Annotated in this window: 18 protein-coding genes and 1 tRNA gene; 8 read left to right on the forward strand and 11 right to left on the reverse strand. The window is 64.0% G+C overall.

From position 1 onward, the window contains the following. Positions 1–13: 13 nt before the first annotated feature. Positions 14–376, reverse strand: a complete 363-nt coding sequence (locus NED97_RS02010) for a hypothetical protein (protein WP_252489059.1) — start codon at positions 374–376, stop codon at positions 14–16. Position 377: 1 nt separating this feature from the next. Beyond that, positions 378–617: an amphi-Trp domain-containing protein gene (locus NED97_RS02015; protein ID WP_252489060.1), complete on the reverse strand. Its 240-nt coding sequence runs from the start codon at positions 615–617 to the stop codon at positions 378–380. A 169-nt stretch (positions 618–786) separates the two neighbouring features. On the opposite strand from NED97_RS02015, the gene NED97_RS02020 reads away from it, so the two are divergent. Further along, positions 787–1620: an NAD(+)/NADH kinase gene (locus NED97_RS02020; RefSeq protein WP_252489061.1), complete on the forward strand. Its 834-nt coding sequence runs from the start codon at positions 787–789 to the stop codon at positions 1618–1620. Here NED97_RS02020 and NED97_RS02025 read toward each other — a convergent pair whose 3' ends face one another. From NED97_RS02025 to NED97_RS02035, 3 genes are all read right to left on the reverse strand, one after another. Further along, the gene (locus NED97_RS02025) at positions 1621–2256 is read right to left on the reverse strand and encodes a DsbA family oxidoreductase (protein ID WP_252489062.1); all 636 of its coding nucleotides are present in this window, start codon (positions 2254–2256) and stop codon (positions 1621–1623) included. Positions 2257–2369: 113 nt separating this feature from the next. Next, positions 2370–3140 carry a DNA-directed RNA polymerase subunit epsilon gene (locus NED97_RS02030; RefSeq protein ID WP_252489063.1) on the reverse strand — a complete coding sequence of 257 codons (771 nt, stop codon included), beginning with the start codon at positions 3138–3140 and terminating at the stop codon, positions 2370–2372. A gap of 429 nt (positions 3141–3569) precedes the next feature. After that, complete coding sequence (locus tag NED97_RS02035; RefSeq protein ID WP_252489064.1) at positions 3570–4490, reverse strand: nucleotidyltransferase domain-containing protein; 921 nt, start codon at positions 4488–4490, stop codon at positions 3570–3572. Positions 4491–4913: 423 nt separating this feature from the next. Between NED97_RS02035 and mptA the strand changes: the two genes are divergently transcribed. Then, positions 4914–5840 (forward strand): GTP cyclohydrolase MptA, encoded by a 927-nt coding sequence (gene mptA / locus NED97_RS02040; RefSeq protein ID WP_252489065.1) that lies wholly within the window; start codon positions 4914–4916, stop codon positions 5838–5840. A gap of 80 nt (positions 5841–5920) precedes the next feature. On the opposite strand, the gene NED97_RS02045 is transcribed toward mptA, so the two are convergent. Both NED97_RS02045 and NED97_RS02050 read right to left on the reverse strand, forming a co-directional pair. Beyond that, entirely contained in the window at positions 5921–6736 is an 816-nt protein-coding gene (locus NED97_RS02045; protein ID WP_252489066.1) for a TrmB family transcriptional regulator, read from the reverse strand. A gap of 81 nt (positions 6737–6817) precedes the next feature. Continuing rightward, positions 6818–8458 carry a DUF255 domain-containing protein gene (locus tag NED97_RS02050; RefSeq protein ID WP_252489067.1) on the reverse strand — a complete coding sequence of 547 codons (1641 nt, stop codon included), beginning with the start codon at positions 8456–8458 and terminating at the stop codon, positions 6818–6820. Between the two features lie 138 nt (positions 8459–8596). Between NED97_RS02050 and NED97_RS02055 the strand changes: the two genes are divergently transcribed. Both NED97_RS02055 and NED97_RS02060 read left to right on the forward strand, forming a co-directional pair. Continuing rightward, positions 8597–9184, forward strand: a complete 588-nt coding sequence (locus NED97_RS02055; protein ID WP_252489068.1) for an FxsA family protein — start codon at positions 8597–8599, stop codon at positions 9182–9184. Between the two features lie 68 nt (positions 9185–9252). Beyond that, positions 9253–9326: transfer RNA gene (locus tag NED97_RS02060), tRNA-Ile, on the forward strand. A 232-nt stretch (positions 9327–9558) separates the two neighbouring features. Here the strand turns inward: NED97_RS02060 and NED97_RS02065 are convergent. Together NED97_RS02065 and NED97_RS02070 are read right to left on the reverse strand one after the other, a co-directional pair. Next, positions 9559–10068 carry a hypothetical protein gene (locus NED97_RS02065; protein WP_252489069.1) on the reverse strand — a complete coding sequence of 170 codons (510 nt, stop codon included), beginning with the start codon at positions 10066–10068 and terminating at the stop codon, positions 9559–9561. Further along, positions 10068–10613, reverse strand: coding sequence for a DUF7342 family protein (locus NED97_RS02070; protein ID WP_252489070.1), 546 nt, complete (start codon positions 10611–10613; stop codon positions 10068–10070). Before NED97_RS02070 ends, NED97_RS02065 begins: the two co-directional genes overlap by 1 nt. A gap of 833 nt (positions 10614–11446) precedes the next feature. On the opposite strand from NED97_RS02070, the gene NED97_RS02075 reads away from it, so the two are divergent. Then, on the forward strand, positions 11447–12418 hold the full coding sequence (locus tag NED97_RS02075) for an asparaginase (RefSeq protein WP_252489071.1): 972 nt from the start codon (positions 11447–11449) through the stop codon (positions 12416–12418). A 367-nt stretch (positions 12419–12785) separates the two neighbouring features. Here the strand turns inward: NED97_RS02075 and NED97_RS02080 are convergent, their stop codons facing one another. After that, the gene (locus NED97_RS02080) at positions 12786–13685 is read right to left on the reverse strand and encodes a polysaccharide deacetylase family protein (RefSeq protein ID WP_252489072.1); all 900 of its coding nucleotides are present in this window, start codon (positions 13683–13685) and stop codon (positions 12786–12788) included. A gap of 120 nt (positions 13686–13805) precedes the next feature. Here NED97_RS02080 and msrA point away from each other — a divergent pair, with 120 nt between their 5' ends. The 3 genes from msrA to NED97_RS02095 all read left to right on the forward strand — a co-directional run bounded on the left by msrA (position 13806) and on the right by NED97_RS02095 (position 16133). Then, complete coding sequence (gene msrA, locus NED97_RS02085) at positions 13806–14471, forward strand: peptide-methionine (S)-S-oxide reductase MsrA (protein WP_252489073.1); 666 nt, start codon at positions 13806–13808, stop codon at positions 14469–14471. A gap of 90 nt (positions 14472–14561) precedes the next feature. Next, the gene (locus NED97_RS02090; protein ID WP_252489074.1) at positions 14562–15242 is read left to right on the forward strand and encodes a DUF502 domain-containing protein; all 681 of its coding nucleotides are present in this window, start codon (positions 14562–14564) and stop codon (positions 15240–15242) included. A gap of 138 nt (positions 15243–15380) precedes the next feature. Continuing rightward, the gene (locus NED97_RS02095) at positions 15381–16133 is read left to right on the forward strand and encodes a TraB domain-containing protein (protein ID WP_252489075.1); all 753 of its coding nucleotides are present in this window, start codon (positions 15381–15383) and stop codon (positions 16131–16133) included. Between the two features lie 64 nt (positions 16134–16197). On the opposite strand, the gene NED97_RS02100 is transcribed toward NED97_RS02095, so the two are convergent. Then, positions 16198–16542 (reverse strand): hypothetical protein, encoded by a 345-nt coding sequence (locus tag NED97_RS02100; RefSeq protein ID WP_252489076.1) that lies wholly within the window; start codon positions 16540–16542, stop codon positions 16198–16200. Positions 16543–17276: the final 734 nt, after the last annotated feature.

The following is a 17276-nucleotide window of genomic DNA, read 5'->3' on the forward strand; positions in this document are numbered from 1 at the left end:
AGCGCCGGTCGATCTACACGCCGGGCACGCCGAGCACTTCGGGTGCGATGATGCCGACCATCGCAAACGCGTAGACGATACCGACGGCGACGAGCCAGGCGACGAATCCGATCGCGACCGCCGTCCCCCAGCCACCGGGATACCGCCAGTTTACCACGCCGATCCAGACGACGAGCATCACCAGCACGCCCAGAATCGGAATCCAGCCGACGAAGTAACTCGCGAGGGCCCACGCGAGTGCGCCGATCAGCGCCGTCAGCGCGGCGTTTGGAACCCCCGCGTCCGTGTCGAGTACCAGTCGCGCCCCGGCGAGGATGGCGACCGTCCCCACCAGCAGACTGAGAACGAAGACCAGTACGGCGTCCTCGGCCGACATTTCAGGGTTTCCAACTCAGTTCGATGGCGATGGTTTCGCGTTCCCCCCGGAGTATCGACGAGCGCTCCACGACGTCGACCGAGACGTTGACGTTCTCCGGTGGACTGAGGGAGACGGTTTTGTTGCCGACGGCGACGGCGATCTCTTCGCTTCCGTCGTCGAACTCCTGGGCGAGACTCGAGAGGTACGACGCGAGTTCGGCCCGAGTCATCACGTCGTCGCTTGTCGTCCGTTCCGCCATACCGGTCCGGTCACGGGTCGGCCGCAAAAGTATGGACCGCGAACGCGCGATCAATCCGGATTTACTCGCGAGAACGCGTTGAAACGGGTCGCTACTGACGGCGGCGTCTGATCGGCCGACAGCCGACGGGACGCATGACTTTTTGTCCGCGGACGGCTAGCCGCCGACGATGGACGTCGCCGTCGGAATCGTCGCACAACGTGACAACGAGCGGGCACAGGAACTCGCCGCGACGCTGGTCGAGACGCTCGAGCGAGCGGACGACACCGTCGCGGTCGTCGACGAGGAAACTGGGACTGCGATCGACAGCGATCACGTCCCGGTCGCGGCGATGGCCGACCGCGATCTCGTCGTGAGTATCGGCGGCGACGGTACGCTCCTGTTCGTCGCCCGCGAGGTCGGCAGCGCGCCGATCCTCGGCGTCAACCTCGGCGAGGTCGGCTTTCTCAACGCCGTCGCACCGGAGGCCGCCGTTGCCGCCGTCAGGGACCTCGTCGCGACGCTCCGGGAAACCGGCGACGTCGAGAGCCGAAAGCTCGCTCGGCTCCGGGCGAGCGGCGACGACTGGACGCTCGACCCGGCGCTCAACGAGATTCTCGTCCACGGCCCGCGGCGGGGCCGCGGCGGCGGCGTCACCGTCGAGATCCGCGTCGACGGCGAGCGATACGCCGAGAGCCACGCCGACGGCGTTCTCGTCGCCACGCCCACGGGGTCGACCGCGTACAACCTGAGCGAACGGGGACCGCTCGTCCACCCCACGGCCGACGCGTTAGTCGTGACACAGATGGCCGCGATCGATTCGATGCCGCCGCTGGTCGTGGATTCCGACGCAGAGATCACGCTTACCGTCTCCGGAGCCGAGACTGCGTACGCGATCAGCGACGGCCGCAACCGGCAGGAACTCGAGCCGCCGGCGACGGTCGAGGTTTCGGTCGCCGACGACCCCGTTACGCTCGTCGGCCCGCAGGCCAGCTTCTTCGACGGGCTCGAGAAACTCGAGTGATCAGTCGTCGCCGTCGATCAGGCGCTCGAGCTGCGCCGGCGGCACCGCACCGCGGGCCGCGTACCCGTCGTGGACGAACGTCGGCACGCCGGTGACTCCCTGCTGCTGGGCGTCGGTGAACCGATCCTCGAGCTCCGCCCGAAGCCCGTCGTCCTCGATCGCCTCCCGAATTTCGTCCTCTGGCAGGTCGGCGTCGGTAGCGAGGGCGGTCAGCACGTCGGGATCGCCGATGTCGCGTCCGTCCTGCCAGAGGGCCTCGTAGATCGCCGCGTCGAAGTCGGCCCACCGGTCCGGGTAGGTTCCCGAGACGTACCACGAGGCGAGCTGTGCGTTCAGCGAGTCGACCTCGATCGCCAGCTCCTGGGCCATCTCGACGTCGTACTCCTCCCGGAGTCGACGGACGTTCTCCCGCGCCTGCTCGAAGTAATCGTCGTCTTTCCCGTCGTCGGCCGAGTGATCGATCGAACCGTCGTCGTTTCGCTTCCCCCGCCGCAGGTCGAACGGGTGCCACTCGACCTCGAGTGACCCGTCTCGTTCGTCGCGGTACCGCTCGAGCGACTGTTTGCCCAGGTAACAGAAGGGACAGACGTAGTCGGCATAGAGCGTGAGTCGATCGATCTGCTCCGTGTCGGACATGCTCGCGGTAGGTGTTCGCGACGGAAAAGCCACCGGTCACCGGCAGTTGGCTCGGGAACCGGGCGAGCCTGAAGTTCGAGTGAGCTCCCTCGAGCAGCGGCCCTTCGGCCGGGTTACTCGCCGGCGTCGTCGGTCTCGGAGTCGCCAGTCGCGTCGCTCGACTCCTCGTCGGTGCGGGCCTCGAGGCTCGGCAGGTTCGGGTCCCGGTAGGGGTTACGGCCGTAGGCCGGGAGTTCGTCCTCGAGTTGCGATTTCAGCACTCGACGGAGGCGGTTCAGATTCGTCGTGTCGAGGCCGTACTGGGCCGCGAGTCGCTTGAACGCCTCCTCGTCCGTGATATCGTGGGCGCGGTACTGGCCGAACAGCTCGTCCATCCGGTCGGGTGACAGCGCCGAGGCGTCGATATCGTCGAGGCCGAAGTACGCCTGGCGGTCGACGTCGACCACGTGGCGGATGACGACCAGGGCGACCTTCGGAATCGCGCGCTGGCTGCCGAACTCGGTGAGGTCGATCTCGTCCATCACGCCGAGCGCGAGGTCTCGCTGCCACGGCGTCAGATCGAGGGCGTTACACAGCGCCTGGGTCGTCCGCAGGCGGTCGAGTCGGTGGGCGCGCTCGCTGTATCCCGGCGTCGCGCCGTGTTGTTCGTCGTGGAGCCGCCGGACGCTCTCCGGGAGCTCCTCGTCGGGCGACTCAGCGCGACCGATGACGGTCGCGCTCGGCGTGACGACGCCCCACTGGCGGACGGTCGAATCGCGCTGGACGTCTGCTCGGGAGAGTGACCCGGAGCCGGGGCGCGTCTCGAGGCGGCGGTCACCGTCCCGGCCGTCGGGATCGGGGTCCCGCTGGAGGGCTGGCCCGGAGTCAACACCGTCGTCGTACATCGTGTGTCGCTCAGACCGGGAGACGGAAAAAGACTTGCTCGTTTTGCCGCCGTTGGGACTGCTAAACCGATTAACACGTCGTTCAGAAGTACAATCGCCCGATACAATCAGGTGCGAAAAAGCCCTTCGTAGCTCTACTTTGTGACCAGAACTACTCAAAGGAAACCGGCCCCTCGATTAACGACAGTCGCCCGGCTGGAGCGTCCGAGAACGGTAGAACGACCGACTACCCGTCATAGCTCTACCTTGTAACCAGAGATACTTAAAACGAAAACGGCTCGAGTGAGAACACCAGTGCCGAAGTGGGATACCGGACGCGTCGCTGAGGAACGATCGAAACCAGTCGAACGGATAACTTCCCGTCGTATCTCTACCTTGTGACCAGAGACACTTAAAGAACGGACGGGCGGTGCGCCGCCGCGACCCGCGTCACCGTACCGTCTCGAGCATCTCGTCGATGAACTCGTCCAGTCGTTTCCGACTGGGTCCGTCTCGAGCGTGAATCTCGGGATCGATCCGTTTCGACGGGTGGGCGAACGCCCGACCCACCGCGTCGCCGACCCGAACGTCGCCCTCACCATCCCGCTTTCGCTCGAGTAGCGCTCGAGCGCGGTCGATTCGGGCCGCGTCGAACGCCGACGGAGCCTGTTGGTCGAGGAACGTCTCGAACTCGAGCGCCGGGAGCTCGTGGTCGCCGCGTTCGCCGGTCGCTCGCAGGTAGCGCGCGGCCATCGCGGCGCGGCAGACCGTCAGGTTTCGTTTGACCGTCAGCCTCGTCCGCGTCTCGGTGAACCGTTCGTCGTCCGCAGAAACGGTCGTCGTCCCGTCGTCGTCCTCGACGACGTACTCGTCTGCGCGCGCCTCGAGGATCGGAAAGAGCCGACCGTCGCTCCGAACCAGGTGCTCGGAGAGGTACTTGCGGTAGTTGTTCGCGGCGATCCCTCGCCACGCGTGGTAGAGGTCGATGGGGTTGTACGTTCGCTCGACGTACGCGGCCAGTTCGTCGGGGTCGTACGCGGCGCGGTATCGGATCGGACTCCGGAGGAGATCGATCGCACCGTCGTTCGAGTCGGCGAGCAACGCCGCGAACTTGCGGACGTCCCAGCCCTGGTACTCGAACGCGTCGCGCTCCGCGAGGGTAACGTCGTCGACGCCCTCGAGGTGGGCGTACCGCCGCAGGTCCGTCGGCGCGTAGACGAAGCCGACATCGTAGTCGCTCGCCGGACTCGCCGCGCCCCAGGCGTGACTCCCGCGGGCGACCGCCAACACGACCGACACTTCGTGGGCGCGTTCGATCTCGGCGAGTTGATCGTCGACCGTTTCGCGCACGTGAGCGGGGACCGATCCCATCGTTACCGTCGTCCGCTACGTTTCGAGAGTGGACAAGTGCTCCGGCCCTCGTCCTCGCTCGAGGGCGTACCACACGCGTCGCTCGAACGGAGTTGAGTGCGGTAGAACGGACGACTTCCCGTCATAGCTCTACCTTGTGACCAGAGACACTTAAAGAGCGAGCGGGTGATCGAAGCGAAGAGATCCTTGAGTCGACGAGCGATGGCTGCAGCGCTCACCGTTTGTAGGACACCCCGAGAACGGACGACTTCCCGTCATAGCTCCACCTTGTGACCAGAGACACTTAAAGAAACGAGCGTTCCCGAACACCACCCGCTGCCGGAGGTTCCGGCACGAGCGTGTTCGTTCGACACCGAAACTCACGTCGAAGGAGGGAGTACCGGTTCCGAAAGGTCTAATCGCACGCTACCCTGAATACGGACAATGAGTCAACAGCTTCCGGACGTGCAGGCGTCGTCCCCCGACGTTACCGTCGGCCTGAGTCAGGTTGGCGTCACCGGCGTCGAGAAACTCGTCAAGATCGCCCGCGAGGACAAACGACCGATCGTGCTGACGGCCGAGTTCGAGGTCTTCGTCGACCTCCCCGCCTGGCGAAAGGGCGCGGACATGAGCCGCAACATGGAGGTCATCGACGAGATCCTCGAGGACGCCACCAGGGACGAGGCCTACCGCGTCGAGGAGGTCTGCGGCGAGGTCGCCGAACGACTCCTCGGCAAACACGACTACACTTCGCGCGCAGAGGTCTCGATGGAGGCGGAGTTCATGCGCCGCGAGCAGACGCCCGCGAGCGACCGCGAAACCCAGCACACGGTCGACATCATCGCGGCCGCCTCGGCGACCGAGGAGGGTACCCGCGAGGAGATCGGCGCGAAGGTCGTCGGAATGACGGTCTGTCCCTGCTCGCAGGGGATGTCCGCCGCGCGCGCGAAACAGACGCTCGAGGACCTGGGCGTCGAGGAGGAGACGATCACGGAGTTTCTCGACCAGGTGCCACAGCCGGGTCACTCCCAGCGCGGGCACGCGACGCTGACCGTCGAAGCGAACGGCGATCCGGACGTCGACCTCAACGACGTCATCGACATCGCCCGCGACTCGATGAGCGCGCGGATCTACAACCTCGCAAAGCGACCCGACGAGGATCACATGACGTACGCGGCCCACGCGGACGCGAAGTTCGTCGAGGACTGCGTGCGGTCGATGGCCGAGGGGGTCGTCGACGAGTTCGATCACCTGCCGGACGACGCCGTGGTCACGATGAAACAGTCGAACGACGAGTCGATTCACCAGCACAACGCTCACGCCGAACGAATCGTCGAGATGGATCAGTTGCGTTCGGAAGTCGACGACTAGCGAGGCGACTGTAGCCATTGGTGTGCCGACTGCACGGCGAGAGGAAGATCGGCGCTGTCGAATCGAGTCAGGACCGATCTTCAGTTGCCGCTGTCGAGTACGAGCTGCTCTGCCTCTTCCCACCGCGGAACGAACTCGGAGTTGACCTTCGCGGCGAACTCCGGATCCTTGAGATCGATCATCCCGAACGCGTCGCCCGACGAGAGCGGGTTCGGAACCTGGATGCAGACTTCGACGCTGTCGATAACGTTGAACGAGCCGGTAACGGCGTCGTTGGTTCGGACGTCGTAGTTGTCGCGCGTCTGTAACACGTCCCGATAGCGCTCGCCGACCTTCGGAGAGAGCGAGTTGACCATCTCTCGTGTCATCAGAATGTCGACTGCCACGCCGCGGTCGAGCGCGTTCTCGATCTCCGCGTGGATCTCCTCGCTGACGACCTGTATATCTCGCGCGGGAACGGGATCGGCAAAGACCATCACGATGTGCTCGTCCGCGGCCGCCAGCCGCTCCAGCAACAGATCCACCGTCTCCTCCGGGCCGACGGCGGCGGTCCAGAACTGCTCCTCGACGGGGTCCGCCGCGTCGAGTTCGCTGGCGAGGTTATCGACGATCGACTCGTACTGCTCCGCCTTCTCCTCGAGTTCGCGCTTCTTGTCGTCGAGCAGGCGATCCAGCGCGGTCGAGGGTTCGACGGCGACGTACTTCTTCGGCCGACTCGCGGTCTGGCTGCGGACGAGATTGTACTGTTCGATGCTGTTGAGCACGTCGTAGATCCGCCCCATCGGCACGTCGCTCGCGCGCGATAGCTCCTTGGCGGTCGTGGGACCGGTGTTCAGCAGTGCTCGGTACGCTCGAGCCTCGTACTCGGAGAGCCCGAGATCCCTGAGACTGGCCATACGAACAGAGGTTCACCCGAGAAACAAAAACGCTGTGGTAGTTTGCTGAATTTCTGACCTGCGGCGTCTTACCCCCGTAGCTCACTCGAGAACTGTCCGGACTCGATCGCTCAACTTCTCCGGAGTTTCGGCCGGCGGTGAGACCTGATCGCCGCGTTCGACGCGTGCGGTACCGGATTCCAGCCCGTCGGCTCCCGGGACGACGACCTTCTCGTGATCCGCGAGGCGCAACGCCGCGCGATGGAGGTCCGAACCGGGATCGTCACCGACACGGAGCACGAGCGGCCCCTCGAGCAGCCGGGAGACGACCGTCGCGTACTGGGCTATCTGGACGCCGAAGCGGTCACTGGCGCCGGCAAAGTCCTCGAGCGTCTCTCTGGCGATCCGTCGGTATCGATCCTCGCCAGTGAGCACCGCGAGCTCGGCCAGTCCGTCGGCGAGGGCGACGTTCGCGTCCAGCGGTCGCAGCGGTCGGTCGCACAGTCCGACGCCGTCGGCCGCGCTGTCGACGAACGAGTCCCCCTCACGGAGCCGGTCGATCGTCGCGTCGGCGATCGCCGTCGCATCTGCGAGGACGTCCGTCTCGAGCGTGCTCCCGGCCGTCGTCAGGGCGGCGAGCCCGCGGGCCTGGTTCGAGAGCAGGCACACCGGTTCGTCGGCGGTGTCGCCGTCCTCGAGTGCGTGTGCGACGACGCCGTCGACGAGCAGTTCCTCCCGGAGCGTCGCGAGCGCGCGCTCGGCGTACCGCCGTGCCCGCTCGTCGTCCGTGTAGGCGTAGTAGGTGAGCAGCCCTTCGATCGCCAGCGCGTTCGGGCCGGCGAAGACGCCCTCGTCGACCGGCGGATCGTCGGCAGCCTCGCGCTCGGAGGGCTCGAGGCTGTAGCTCGCCGCGTCTCCGGGGGCCTGACTGTTCGCGAACGCGTCGGCGTCGGCGTTCCACAGCGTCGTCGTCAGGAACTCGATAGTGCGTTCGGCGGGGTCGCGGTACTCGTCTTTCCCCGTGTGGAGGTAGGCGTTCGCGAACGCGCGTACGAGCGCGGCGTTGGAGTCGAGCAGCTTCTCGTGCTGGAGCCCCGACCAGTCGCGTTCGGTCGCGAACCGGTAGAAGCCGCCCTCGTACTCGTCGAGCAGGTTCGCGCTGACAGCGTCGAACGAGCGCAGCGCCATCTCGCGGTCGCGCTTGAGCGCGAACTCGAGCGCGTCGGGCAGCGGGAACTTCGGTCCCGACCCCCAGCCCCCGGCAACCTCGTCGTAGGCCTCGGTAAGCTGGCCGAGCATCGACGCCTCGTCGTCGCTCGAGAGCGCGCCGGCCGGCGGCTCGTCCTCTCGAAGCGCCCGGGGGACGCGAGCGGCGCCGCTGCCTTTCGTCTCCCACATCGTGCGGACGCTGTCGAGCACCTGGCGCATCCCGTCCGGGCCGAGGTAGCCGGCGCCGGTCAGGACGTTCCCGTCCGGGGCGAGAAAGACCGTCGACGGAAAGCCGCCCATGTTGTACCGATCGCGCACGCGCGGATGACGGTCGACGTCGACTCGAACCGGGACGAAGCCGTCGTTGACGTGTGCCGCGATCCGCGGCTCCGCGTAGGTCTCCGCATCCATCTCGTGGCAGTGATCGCACCACGCTGCGGTGAGCGAACACAGAACTGGGACGTCGGCCGAAGCGGCCTCGTCGAAGGCGTCCTGGCCCCACTCGCGCCACTCGACGCGCGTTTGATCGTTCATACTGGTCCGTTGGCCGTCCGCGGCCTAAGAGCTTCGTTCGGGTTCGAGCGGACGGACGGATCGATCCGCTCCGCCGCGAACGTCCGCGTCGCGAAACGAGTGTAAAGGGTTTTCACCCGGCAACGGCTATATTGCGGTATGCTCCGGTGGATCCTTGCGCTACTGCTGATCCCGTTTCTCGATGCGGTGCTCCTCGGGTTCGTCGCGACCGCCTACACCGGCTGGACGCTGATGGTCCTGCTGGTCGTGTTGACCGGTCTCGTCGGAATGTTGCTCGTGCGGGCCGAGGGACGGCGGACGATCCGAAAGATGCAGCGGTCGCTCGCCGAGGGGAGACCGCCGACCAACGAGTTGCTCGACGGCGGGTTCCTGATCGCCTCCGGAGCGTTTCTGCTCACGCCGGGTCTGGTCACGGACCTGATCGGCTTCCTGCTGGTCGTTCCGCTGACCCGGATCCCGATCCGAACCGCGCTCAAACGCTACGTGATCGTCCCGTACGCGGACAAGAAGACTGGCGGCTTCGCCAGCGGCAAGGTCTGGACGTTCGGCTTCCCGGACGAGAACGAATCGGGGGCGAGCCGAACCGAATCGACCGATGGCGGGACCTACGACCTCGGCAAGGACGCCTACTCGGTCGATTCGAACGACGAGGACTCGTACACGATCGAGTTCGGCGACGAGGAGACGGACTCGAGCGACGATAGCGACGACCCCTTCGCTCGGTAGCGGTTCGCACGGGTCCGAGAGAAAGAAACGCTTAAACATATAACCGCACAACTGACTGATGCGGACGCGGGCCAATAGCTCAATTAGGTCGAGCGCCACTCTGATAAGGTGGAGGTTCTCGGTTCAAATCCGAGTTGGCCCACTCAGCTTCTGAACGCTTCTTAGACACTCGGAAACGCCAGGTTTAGCGTTCAACGGTTCCGTTCACGGCGTTCGAGGGAACCGATGTCCCCTCGATTTCGCCGCTTAGTTGATTCACTTCTGAACGCGGGTCGCCTCCGTCTTGGGATTCCAATTAGCCCAAACGGTTGTATAGTTGATAAAATTTTGGGTGGTCAGACATCGTATTTCTAAATCAAAACGCATCTTTGGCATTACTCGAAGAGAGGCGCAGACGTGTCGAACCCGATTGGTCGTTCCCCCTCCCAGTTGACGGCGAGGATCGCATCTCGAAACGATTTGATTCTCTGCTCAACGACGTCGAGCGGATGCGTGTCGATGAATTGCGCTTGTTCGTGAGCGACGACCGTCGAGCCGTCGTTCACTTGCAAGTGTACCGGTCCGAGGTCGTGGTGAGTGTCATCTTGGTGCCAGCTGACCAGCAGACTTCGGTCCGGCTCAATCCAGTTGATCCTGTAGTGCTCATACGGATCGCTCGTTCGTAGCTGGAACCCGACCTCGACCCGAGCGCCTGTCGCTGGATACTCGTCATCGTCGAGAAACTGTCGCGGATTCACGTCGCCAATGACATAATACGGGCCAGCTTCGCGCGGCTCAGCACGCCGTCGTCGAACGTTGTCACAGTCAGCACTGAGCCGTTGCTGGATACGGTCGTGGAGCCGTTTGCTCTGCAAGTTCGCCCGATTAGCGAGAAATACAACCATTAAGCGAACGACGAACGCGAGTCGGTTCGGGACGAGGAGAGTTCGACGACATCTCCGTACAGCTGGAGCGCATGCTTTACGAGCCCGAGTTCCGTGTTGATCGCTTCCCATGTAGCGATCACGTTGCGATGCTCTCTAAGCTCTTCAGCCGACAACTCGTCCGTAGCGAGTCGCTCTCGGAACTCCGTGAGCGATCCAACGTTGTACTCCGCCGCGAGCTCTTCTTGCTCCGCTTTCAGCTCCGTGAGTTGGCTTTCTAACTCGTCGCGCTGTTGCTCCTCCGGCGGGACCTGCGGGACCATGACTTTGGTGTGCAGGTCCGGATCGACCGCCTCGATCGATCCGCACCAGCGGAGGAACACGCGGATCGTACACATCTGCGTCTGGAGCGAGACGGTGTTGAGGTCGCCGTCCTCCTTCCGCCAGAGACGGTACTCGTGTACGTGCCGCCCCGTGAGGTCGTTCATGTTGTCGATGTCTTTCTCGTCGCACCAGCGGACGAAGTGGTTCGTCCGGTAGCGGTGGCCGCGAACGGTCCACTCCATCGATTGCGTCTCCTTGTGGTCGAGGTAGAGTTGCTGCGCGGTGCGCGGATCGATCGGTTCGAGATTATCATTTCCGTGATTGGATATGGCTTTCCCCGGAATCCCAACTTGAAGGAAACCACCTGACAGCGTCCGATTATCAGAAGCATTCAGACGCTGAACGGAACTGTAAGGTCAACGAACCATTTCCGAGTTGGCCCACTTTTCGTTGCGACTATACCGTGAGCAGCGAGTACGTGCTGCCACGAGGATTTGAAGTAACGAAGTCGCAGCCCAGGACGAATACGAAATCTGGACCGACAACACGCATGCTGAACGGAACTTCGACGTTCAGTAGTTGTCTCACGTCGCATCACCACGTTTAACCACTTCCAAAGAAGGCTGCGATCGGTTCAAATTTCGACCGCGCCGATCCACCGTTCCGTCCCGTGCACTGGACAGAACGATTGGTGGTTCCGTTTGCAGTTCGGATCCATACACCACCCGCATTCACACCACCGCTGCAGTGACCGGTTCGGGATGACTTGCCTGCAGAGCGTACACCTGGACTTCATATACTATGGTATGCTTTACCACCTCATAGTTCTATGCGTCGAGAAGGGTGTTTTTCACGCTAACGTCCGCGCTAATGGCTGGAACGGAATTTCGTCGCTGTATTTCCGTTTCGGCCGGGTGGTCGTGCGTTCGAGCCGAACGGTCTCGAGGAAGCGGTCACGAGACGGCTTGACCGAGACACTCGTCGTGTGAACGGGGAACTACGGCCTCCAAATCGCGCGGGAACGCCGTTCGGACGCCCGCACACCTTTTCGTCCGTCGGCGTCGAAGCCGTCGACATGGACGTGACCGTTCTCGGTACCGGCGGCACCATCGCGAGCACCGACGCGACCGGCGGTGCGACGCCGACACGAACGGGTGAACAACTCCTCGAGGCCGTTCCCGAACTCGAGGACTACGGCACGCTCACCGTCGAAGAAGTCGCTCACATTCCGAGCTACGAGATGGACGCGGCGACGCTCGAAACAGTCGGCGAGCGGGTGCGAGCGCTCGACGACGATCCGACGGTCGACGCCGTCGTCGTCACGCACGGAACGGACACGATAGAGGAGGCGGCCTACTACCTCGACGTTACCGTCCAGCCGGATACGCCGGTGTTTCTGACGGGCGCCCAGCGCCGCCCGGACGAGGTGAGCCCGGACGGGCCGAGCAACCTGCTGTCGGCGGTCCGTGCCGGACGCGCGTTCGCCAAGCGTGGCGCCGGCGGTACGTTCGTCGCGTTCAACGAGTCGGTTCACGCCGCGCGATCGGTGACGAAGACGCACACGTCGGCCCTCGAGACGTTTCGATCCGTGAACGCCGGGCCGGTCGCGACCCTCGACCGAGACGGCGTCGCGGTCCACCGTGCTCCTCGAGCCGAGACCCGACCGCTCGCGGCGACGTCGCTCGCCGCGACCGTCTTCACGATCAAGAGCGGGAGCTGCGTCACCGGCGGTCTGCTCGAAGCCGCACTGGAGCGCGACGCGGACGGGATCGTCGTCGAGGGCACCGGGCTGGGGAACGCGACCGCAGGTATCGCCGAGGCCGCCCGCGAGGCGATCGACGACGGGGTGCCGGTCGTCGTCGCGTCGCGCTGTCTCGAGGGACGAGTAACGCCGGTGTACGGCGGCGACGGCGGCGGCGAACGCCTTCGGGAGTACGGCGCCATCTTCGCCGGCGACCTTCCCGCGCAGAAGGCCCGGATCCGACTCGCGCTCGCGCTCGAGGCGTACGACGACGAGACGGGGATTCGGGACGCGTTCGCCGAGTAGTTAGCAGTCGATAGGGACGATTCGGTAATTGCGTGTGCATACTGAACAACCGCCGTTGAGACCGCAGTGCCGATCGGCCGCTGCCGGGCGGGACTGAAAGGGGCCAGGGACTTTCGCAGTGACAACTACGGGACCAGGTCCCGCTCGCACGAACACACGGGATGGCCACACCCTCCCCAGCCGACTCACTCGCTGCGCTCGTTCGTCCCTCGCACAATGTTGTCGACCGCCCTCACTGGCGTTCGGCCGGTCGACAGCGCGCGCCACTGCAGGAGAGGGATCGGACCGAAGTGATACGTAGTTCCCTTGTACGTACCACGAAGTTTCACGTGAGGGTCTGAGTAAGAAACAGCAGTACCAACTACCGTTAGACGTAGTCGCTCTCGCTCTCGTAGACCGACGGATCGTCCCTGTACTTCTCGGCAACGGTCTCGAGGGTGACGAACTGTGCGTTCTCGTGGCCCTTGACGTACCGGATGAACTCCTCGAACAGCGGGATCATGTGCGGCAGGCCGTGGATGTCCGGGTGGATCGTGAACGTGTAGACGCCGGCACCTCGCCGGTCGTACAGGAAGTCGAACTGGCGCTTGTAGTACTGTTCGTACATCATCTCCGGATTCTTGTAGCCGGCGTGGTAGATCGGCTGTTTGATAAACAGCATCGGCGGGATGTCGTCCCGGTACCAGCTGATCGGAATCTCGACGACGTCGGTTTCCTCGCCGTACTGATACGGCCCCATCCACGTCTCCGGATCCTCGTCGTACTGGATCTTCTCCCAGCTATCTCCCTTGCGCATCCAACCGGGCTCGAACTGGCGCTCCATCAGACTGCTGTCGTAATCGAAGCCGTGCTTCTCGACCAGATCCGGCGTATTCTCGCTGAACTCCCACCAGCTGGCGCGGTGGCCGACGGGCTCCGAGCCGGTGATGTCCTCGATGAGGTCGATCGACACCTCGAGGATCTCGTCCTCCTGTTCCCGCGAGAGGTCGGTCGGATTTTCGTGCGAGTAGCCGTGGACGCCGAGTTCGTGTCCGGCGGCTGCAACCGCCTCGATCTCGTCGCGGAAGGTCTCGATCGTGTGACCGGGGACGTACCAGGACGTCTCGATGTCCGCGTCCTCGAAGAGCGCGAGCATCCGCGGAATGCCCTCGTTTCCGGCGGACAACCCTCGAGAGAGGTCCGCGGGCGAGTCCTCGCCGCCGTAGGAGCCGAGCCAGCCGGCGACACAGTCCGCGTCGACGCCGATCGCAACGTCAATGTCACCCATAGTGTATCCGAGACGGCCACCGACCAGCCTAAAGAAGGCTATCACCCCTATCCGTGACTGTGTTCCGAGAGCGACCGTTCGCGGCGACACACGCATACGGCTTCGGCCGAACGTTTCGATATGACACGGACGAGCGACGGGTCGACGGAACCGGCGCTGCTCGAGGGCGCGCCCCTCGAGATACCCGACGCGACGGAGACGGCGACGTTCGGAATGGGCTGTTTCTGGGGTCCCGACGCCCGGTTCGGCGCGCTCTACGGCGTCGCCCGGACGCGCGTCGGCTACGCGGGCGGGACCGAGCCCGATCCAACCTACTTCTCGCTCGGCGACCACACGGAGGTCGTCCAAGTTGCGTACGATCCCGCGGAGCTGTCCTACGAGGACCTGCTCGAGGTGTTCTGGACGAACCACGACTGGAGCACGTCGGCACCCAAACGGCAGTATCGCAGCGTCGTCCTCGCTCACGACGACGACCAGTACGAGGCGGCGTGCGGTGAACGGGCCGCGCTCGCGGAACGGACCGGTCGGTCGGTGACGACCGACGTCGAACGACTCGAGGGATTCACCCCTGCAGAGGAGTTTCACCAGAAGTACGAACTGCAGTCGACGCCGGTCGTCGGGGACGAACTCGAGCGCCTGTACGGCGACGGGTTCGTCGATTCGACGGTCGTCGCGCGACTCAACGGGTTCGTGGCCGGTCACGGAGCGCCGGCACAGCGCGACGAAGTGCTGGCTGCGCTGGACCTTCCGATGCCGGTTCTCGCGGAACTCCGCCGTCGCCTCTGAGTCGGCTGTTCTGGATCACCCGCGCGGCCGATCGACATCTAAACCTATTCATACGATGCAGCGAGTAGCCGTACGTGTGGGAGAAGTAACATGAGTTCGTGGAAGCGAGACTTCGGGAGGGGGCTCATCGTTCTCGTTCCGATCCTCGTTACGCTGTTCATCGTGTCCGTGCTCTACTCGTTCGTCGCGAGCGTCACCCCGGCAGTGATGCTCGACGGCGACGTACTCGGCACGGTGCTCGTCGGCGTCAACGAGGAGACTCTCGAGCACCTCGCGGGTGTGATTCGCGTCCTCGTTTTGCTCTCGATCGTCGGGCTGTTGATGTACGGAATTGGGGGCCTCGCGCGAACGACGATCGGCGAACTGTTCGAAGCCTGGCTCGATCACGCGGCGAATCGCGTTCCCGGGTTGCGTCTCGTCTACAACGCGTCGAAAACCACGACTGAGGTAACGGTCGGGACGGATGCGGTACAGAGCCCGGTCAAAATTGAGCTCTGGGAAGGGCTTCGAATGACTGCGTTCAAGACCGGCCACCGAACCACGGACGGGCGCGTGCTCCTCTTCCTGCCGACGGCGCCGAACATTACCACGGGATTCGTTCTCGAGGCGGATCCCGACGACATCACGGAGCTAGACGAGAGCGCGGAAGCGGCGCTCACGCGGATCATCAGCGCCGGCTTCGGCGACGCGACGCGCTCTCGAGGCGAGAGTAGCGCCGAACAGCTGATCGACGGCGTGGACGATCGGTCGTCCCGTCGGCCGGACTCGTAGGGAGGAGACGCCGCAGACACAATCTCGGTGCTCGAGCCATCCTTCCGTCGGCCATCTGGCGCACCCTGGCGGAACCGGGCTGGAGCCGACGCGGGCACTGTTAGCTTCAAGCCCGTGGTCGACGAACTGTGCGAACGAATGTCTGACCACGGAACCATCACCTTCGTCCCCAGCGTCCACTTCTCGAGGACTCACCGACAGCGAACGCGCGAAACGATCCGAACCGTCGAACCCGACGTCGTCGCCGTCGAACTCGACGAGCGCCGGTTCGAGAACTTCCAGCAGGGCCGGCGACCGAACCCGGTCGAACTGGCTCGCGACCTCCCGCCGCCGGTGGCGGCCGGATACGTGGTGTTGCGAGCGATACAGCAGACCGTCGTCCGACTGTCGGGTCTCGATCCCACGAAAACGGACATGGAGACGGCGATCGAGACGGCCGCCGAACTCGACACCGAGGTCGCCCTCATCGACGAACCGCTGTCGGAGACCGTTACCGCCCTCACGAATCGCGTCGGCCTCGAGACGCTGCCGAGACTGCTGTTCCGCACCCAGATGCTGGGCCCCGAGGAGTACGCCCGGCAGATGGAGGTGGTGGCGACCCCGTTCTCGGCGATCGATCACGGCGACGACGTCCAGCCGGTGATCGACAACATGCGACGGCTGCTTCCCGAAGTAGCGGAGGTCCTGATCGATCGGCGCGATCGAGCGATGGCCGAACGCCTCCACCGGCTTCGACGCGCGGGATACGACGTCGTCGCGATCATCGGTGCCGGACACCACAACGGAATTCGTCGCGCACTCGAGGAACTCGAGACCGAGTCCGCGGATCCCGACGTGCGCGTCCCTCTCGAGCGACCGGTGCGCAAGGTAACGCGGATCCCCATCGACTGACGAGTAGAATCGTCGATGTCGCCGGCCGCCCGCAAGCGACGATTGAGTGTTTCCGGAACGAGCGTCAGTTCCGCCCGCTGCGACCGGTGCTTTCCGGCTTCTTCGGCAGGTGCTGGTACCTGTAGAGCTCTCCGCTCTTGATCAGGACCACGAGAACGTCCCGCTCTTCGACACTGTCGAACTCGTCGACGTCGAGGACGAGTTGGTCGACCACCTGGTTGTCCTCCTCGAGTAAGAGTACGACGTGCCGTCCATCGACGATTCGATCGACGACGCCGATATACCGGTCAGCATCCTCGGGAGGGGCGGATCGTGCACCGACCGTAACCGATGCAGCGACCGTCGAGACGCCTAGGGCGCCGATCGTTCGGAGTGCGACTCGTCGTGACAGTTGATTGGATGCTGTCATACCCCGGTTGGGCGCGGTCTGGTATATAAAATCGCGGACCGACGGAAACGGCACCGCTCAGAGAGGGCTGAGTAGCGTACCGTCTGGCTCGAGCGCCGACGCCAAGGCCCGGTAGTCTCGCTGGTACTACTCGTGATCTTCGATTAGGGTTCGCGGAGCGGAGGTAACACGACACGGATCGTTCGATCGAGCACCTGTCTTCGTTGAGCAGAAACAATCACACACAGATACTACTCTAGAATTAGAGTGATCGAGCCGAACGGCTCGACCGATCGTTGGTGATCGTCTACGGAAGATCGATCGGCGGCCGGCGGTTGGAACGCAACCGAATCGCACACTGCGGTCGCGAATCTGCCACCCTGTCTGAAAACAGGCGCTACTAACGGTACACTATAGTAACCACTGAAAGTCAGTGCACACCCGATCGCACGACAGGAGCGCGGTTCTCGCTTGCTTCGCTCGCTCCGAACCGCGCACAGTGCGATTCTCCCTACTGCGAACGGCAGCAGCTCCCGATGCTCCTCGGTAACCTTCGAAAATAGCGTCTGTGGTATCATGCATCGTCGTACTGACACTGCTGAACTGCGGCCTCCGGCGGCGAAACTAGCACAGTGGGTTACCGCTCTTTCTTCCGGTCGCTGGTCCCGTGGTCCGACTATTCTCAATTCGATAACTGTGGATCACCTTTCGTATCCAACTGTGAGCTATCTACTACCCGATCGGATACAGAAACT

The sequence above is a fragment of the Natronococcus sp. CG52 genome, assembly GCF_023913515.1.
In the GTDB taxonomy this organism is placed as follows: Archaea; Halobacteriota; Halobacteria; order Halobacteriales; family Natrialbaceae; genus Natronococcus; species Natronococcus zhouii.

Coding starts and splice junctions, on each gene's coding strand:
- NED97_RS02070 (WP_252489070.1), bottom strand. CDS start 10,613: ATGGAGTGGACCGTTCGCGGCCACCGCTACCGGACGAACCACTTCGTC.
- NED97_RS02050 (WP_252489067.1), bottom strand. CDS start 8,458: ATGAACGATCAAACGCGCGTCGAGTGGCGCGAGTGGGGCCAGGACGCC.
- NED97_RS02015 (WP_252489060.1), bottom strand. CDS start 617: ATGGCGGAACGGACGACAAGCGACGACGTGATGACTCGGGCCGAACTC.
- NED97_RS02065 (WP_252489069.1), bottom strand. CDS start 10,068: ATGGTTGTATTTCTCGCTAATCGGGCGAACTTGCAGAGCAAACGGCTC.
- NED97_RS02095 (WP_252489075.1), top strand. CDS start 15,381: ATGTCTGACCACGGAACCATCACCTTCGTCCCCAGCGTCCACTTCTCG.
- msrA (WP_252489073.1), top strand. CDS start 13,806: ATGACACGGACGAGCGACGGGTCGACGGAACCGGCGCTGCTCGAGGGC.
- NED97_RS02030 (WP_252489063.1), bottom strand. CDS start 3,140: ATGTACGACGACGGTGTTGACTCCGGGCCAGCCCTCCAGCGGGACCCC.
- NED97_RS02075 (WP_252489071.1), top strand. CDS start 11,447: ATGGACGTGACCGTTCTCGGTACCGGCGGCACCATCGCGAGCACCGAC.
- NED97_RS02080 (WP_252489072.1), bottom strand. CDS start 13,685: ATGGGTGACATTGACGTTGCGATCGGCGTCGACGCGGACTGTGTCGCC.
- NED97_RS02100 (WP_252489076.1), bottom strand. CDS start 16,542: ATGACAGCATCCAATCAACTGTCACGACGAGTCGCACTCCGAACGATC.
- NED97_RS02035 (WP_252489064.1), bottom strand. CDS start 4,490: ATGGGATCGGTCCCCGCTCACGTGCGCGAAACGGTCGACGATCAACTC.
- NED97_RS02090 (WP_252489074.1), top strand. CDS start 14,562: ATGAGTTCGTGGAAGCGAGACTTCGGGAGGGGGCTCATCGTTCTCGTT.
- NED97_RS02045 (WP_252489066.1), bottom strand. CDS start 6,736: ATGGCCAGTCTCAGGGATCTCGGGCTCTCCGAGTACGAGGCTCGAGCG.
- NED97_RS02010 (WP_252489059.1), bottom strand. CDS start 376: ATGTCGGCCGAGGACGCCGTACTGGTCTTCGTTCTCAGTCTGCTGGTG.
- NED97_RS02025 (WP_252489062.1), bottom strand. CDS start 2,256: ATGTCCGACACGGAGCAGATCGATCGACTCACGCTCTATGCCGACTAC.
- NED97_RS02020 (WP_252489061.1), top strand. CDS start 787: ATGGACGTCGCCGTCGGAATCGTCGCACAACGTGACAACGAGCGGGCA.
- NED97_RS02055 (WP_252489068.1), top strand. CDS start 8,597: ATGCTCCGGTGGATCCTTGCGCTACTGCTGATCCCGTTTCTCGATGCG.
- mptA (WP_252489065.1), top strand. CDS start 4,914: ATGAGTCAACAGCTTCCGGACGTGCAGGCGTCGTCCCCCGACGTTACC.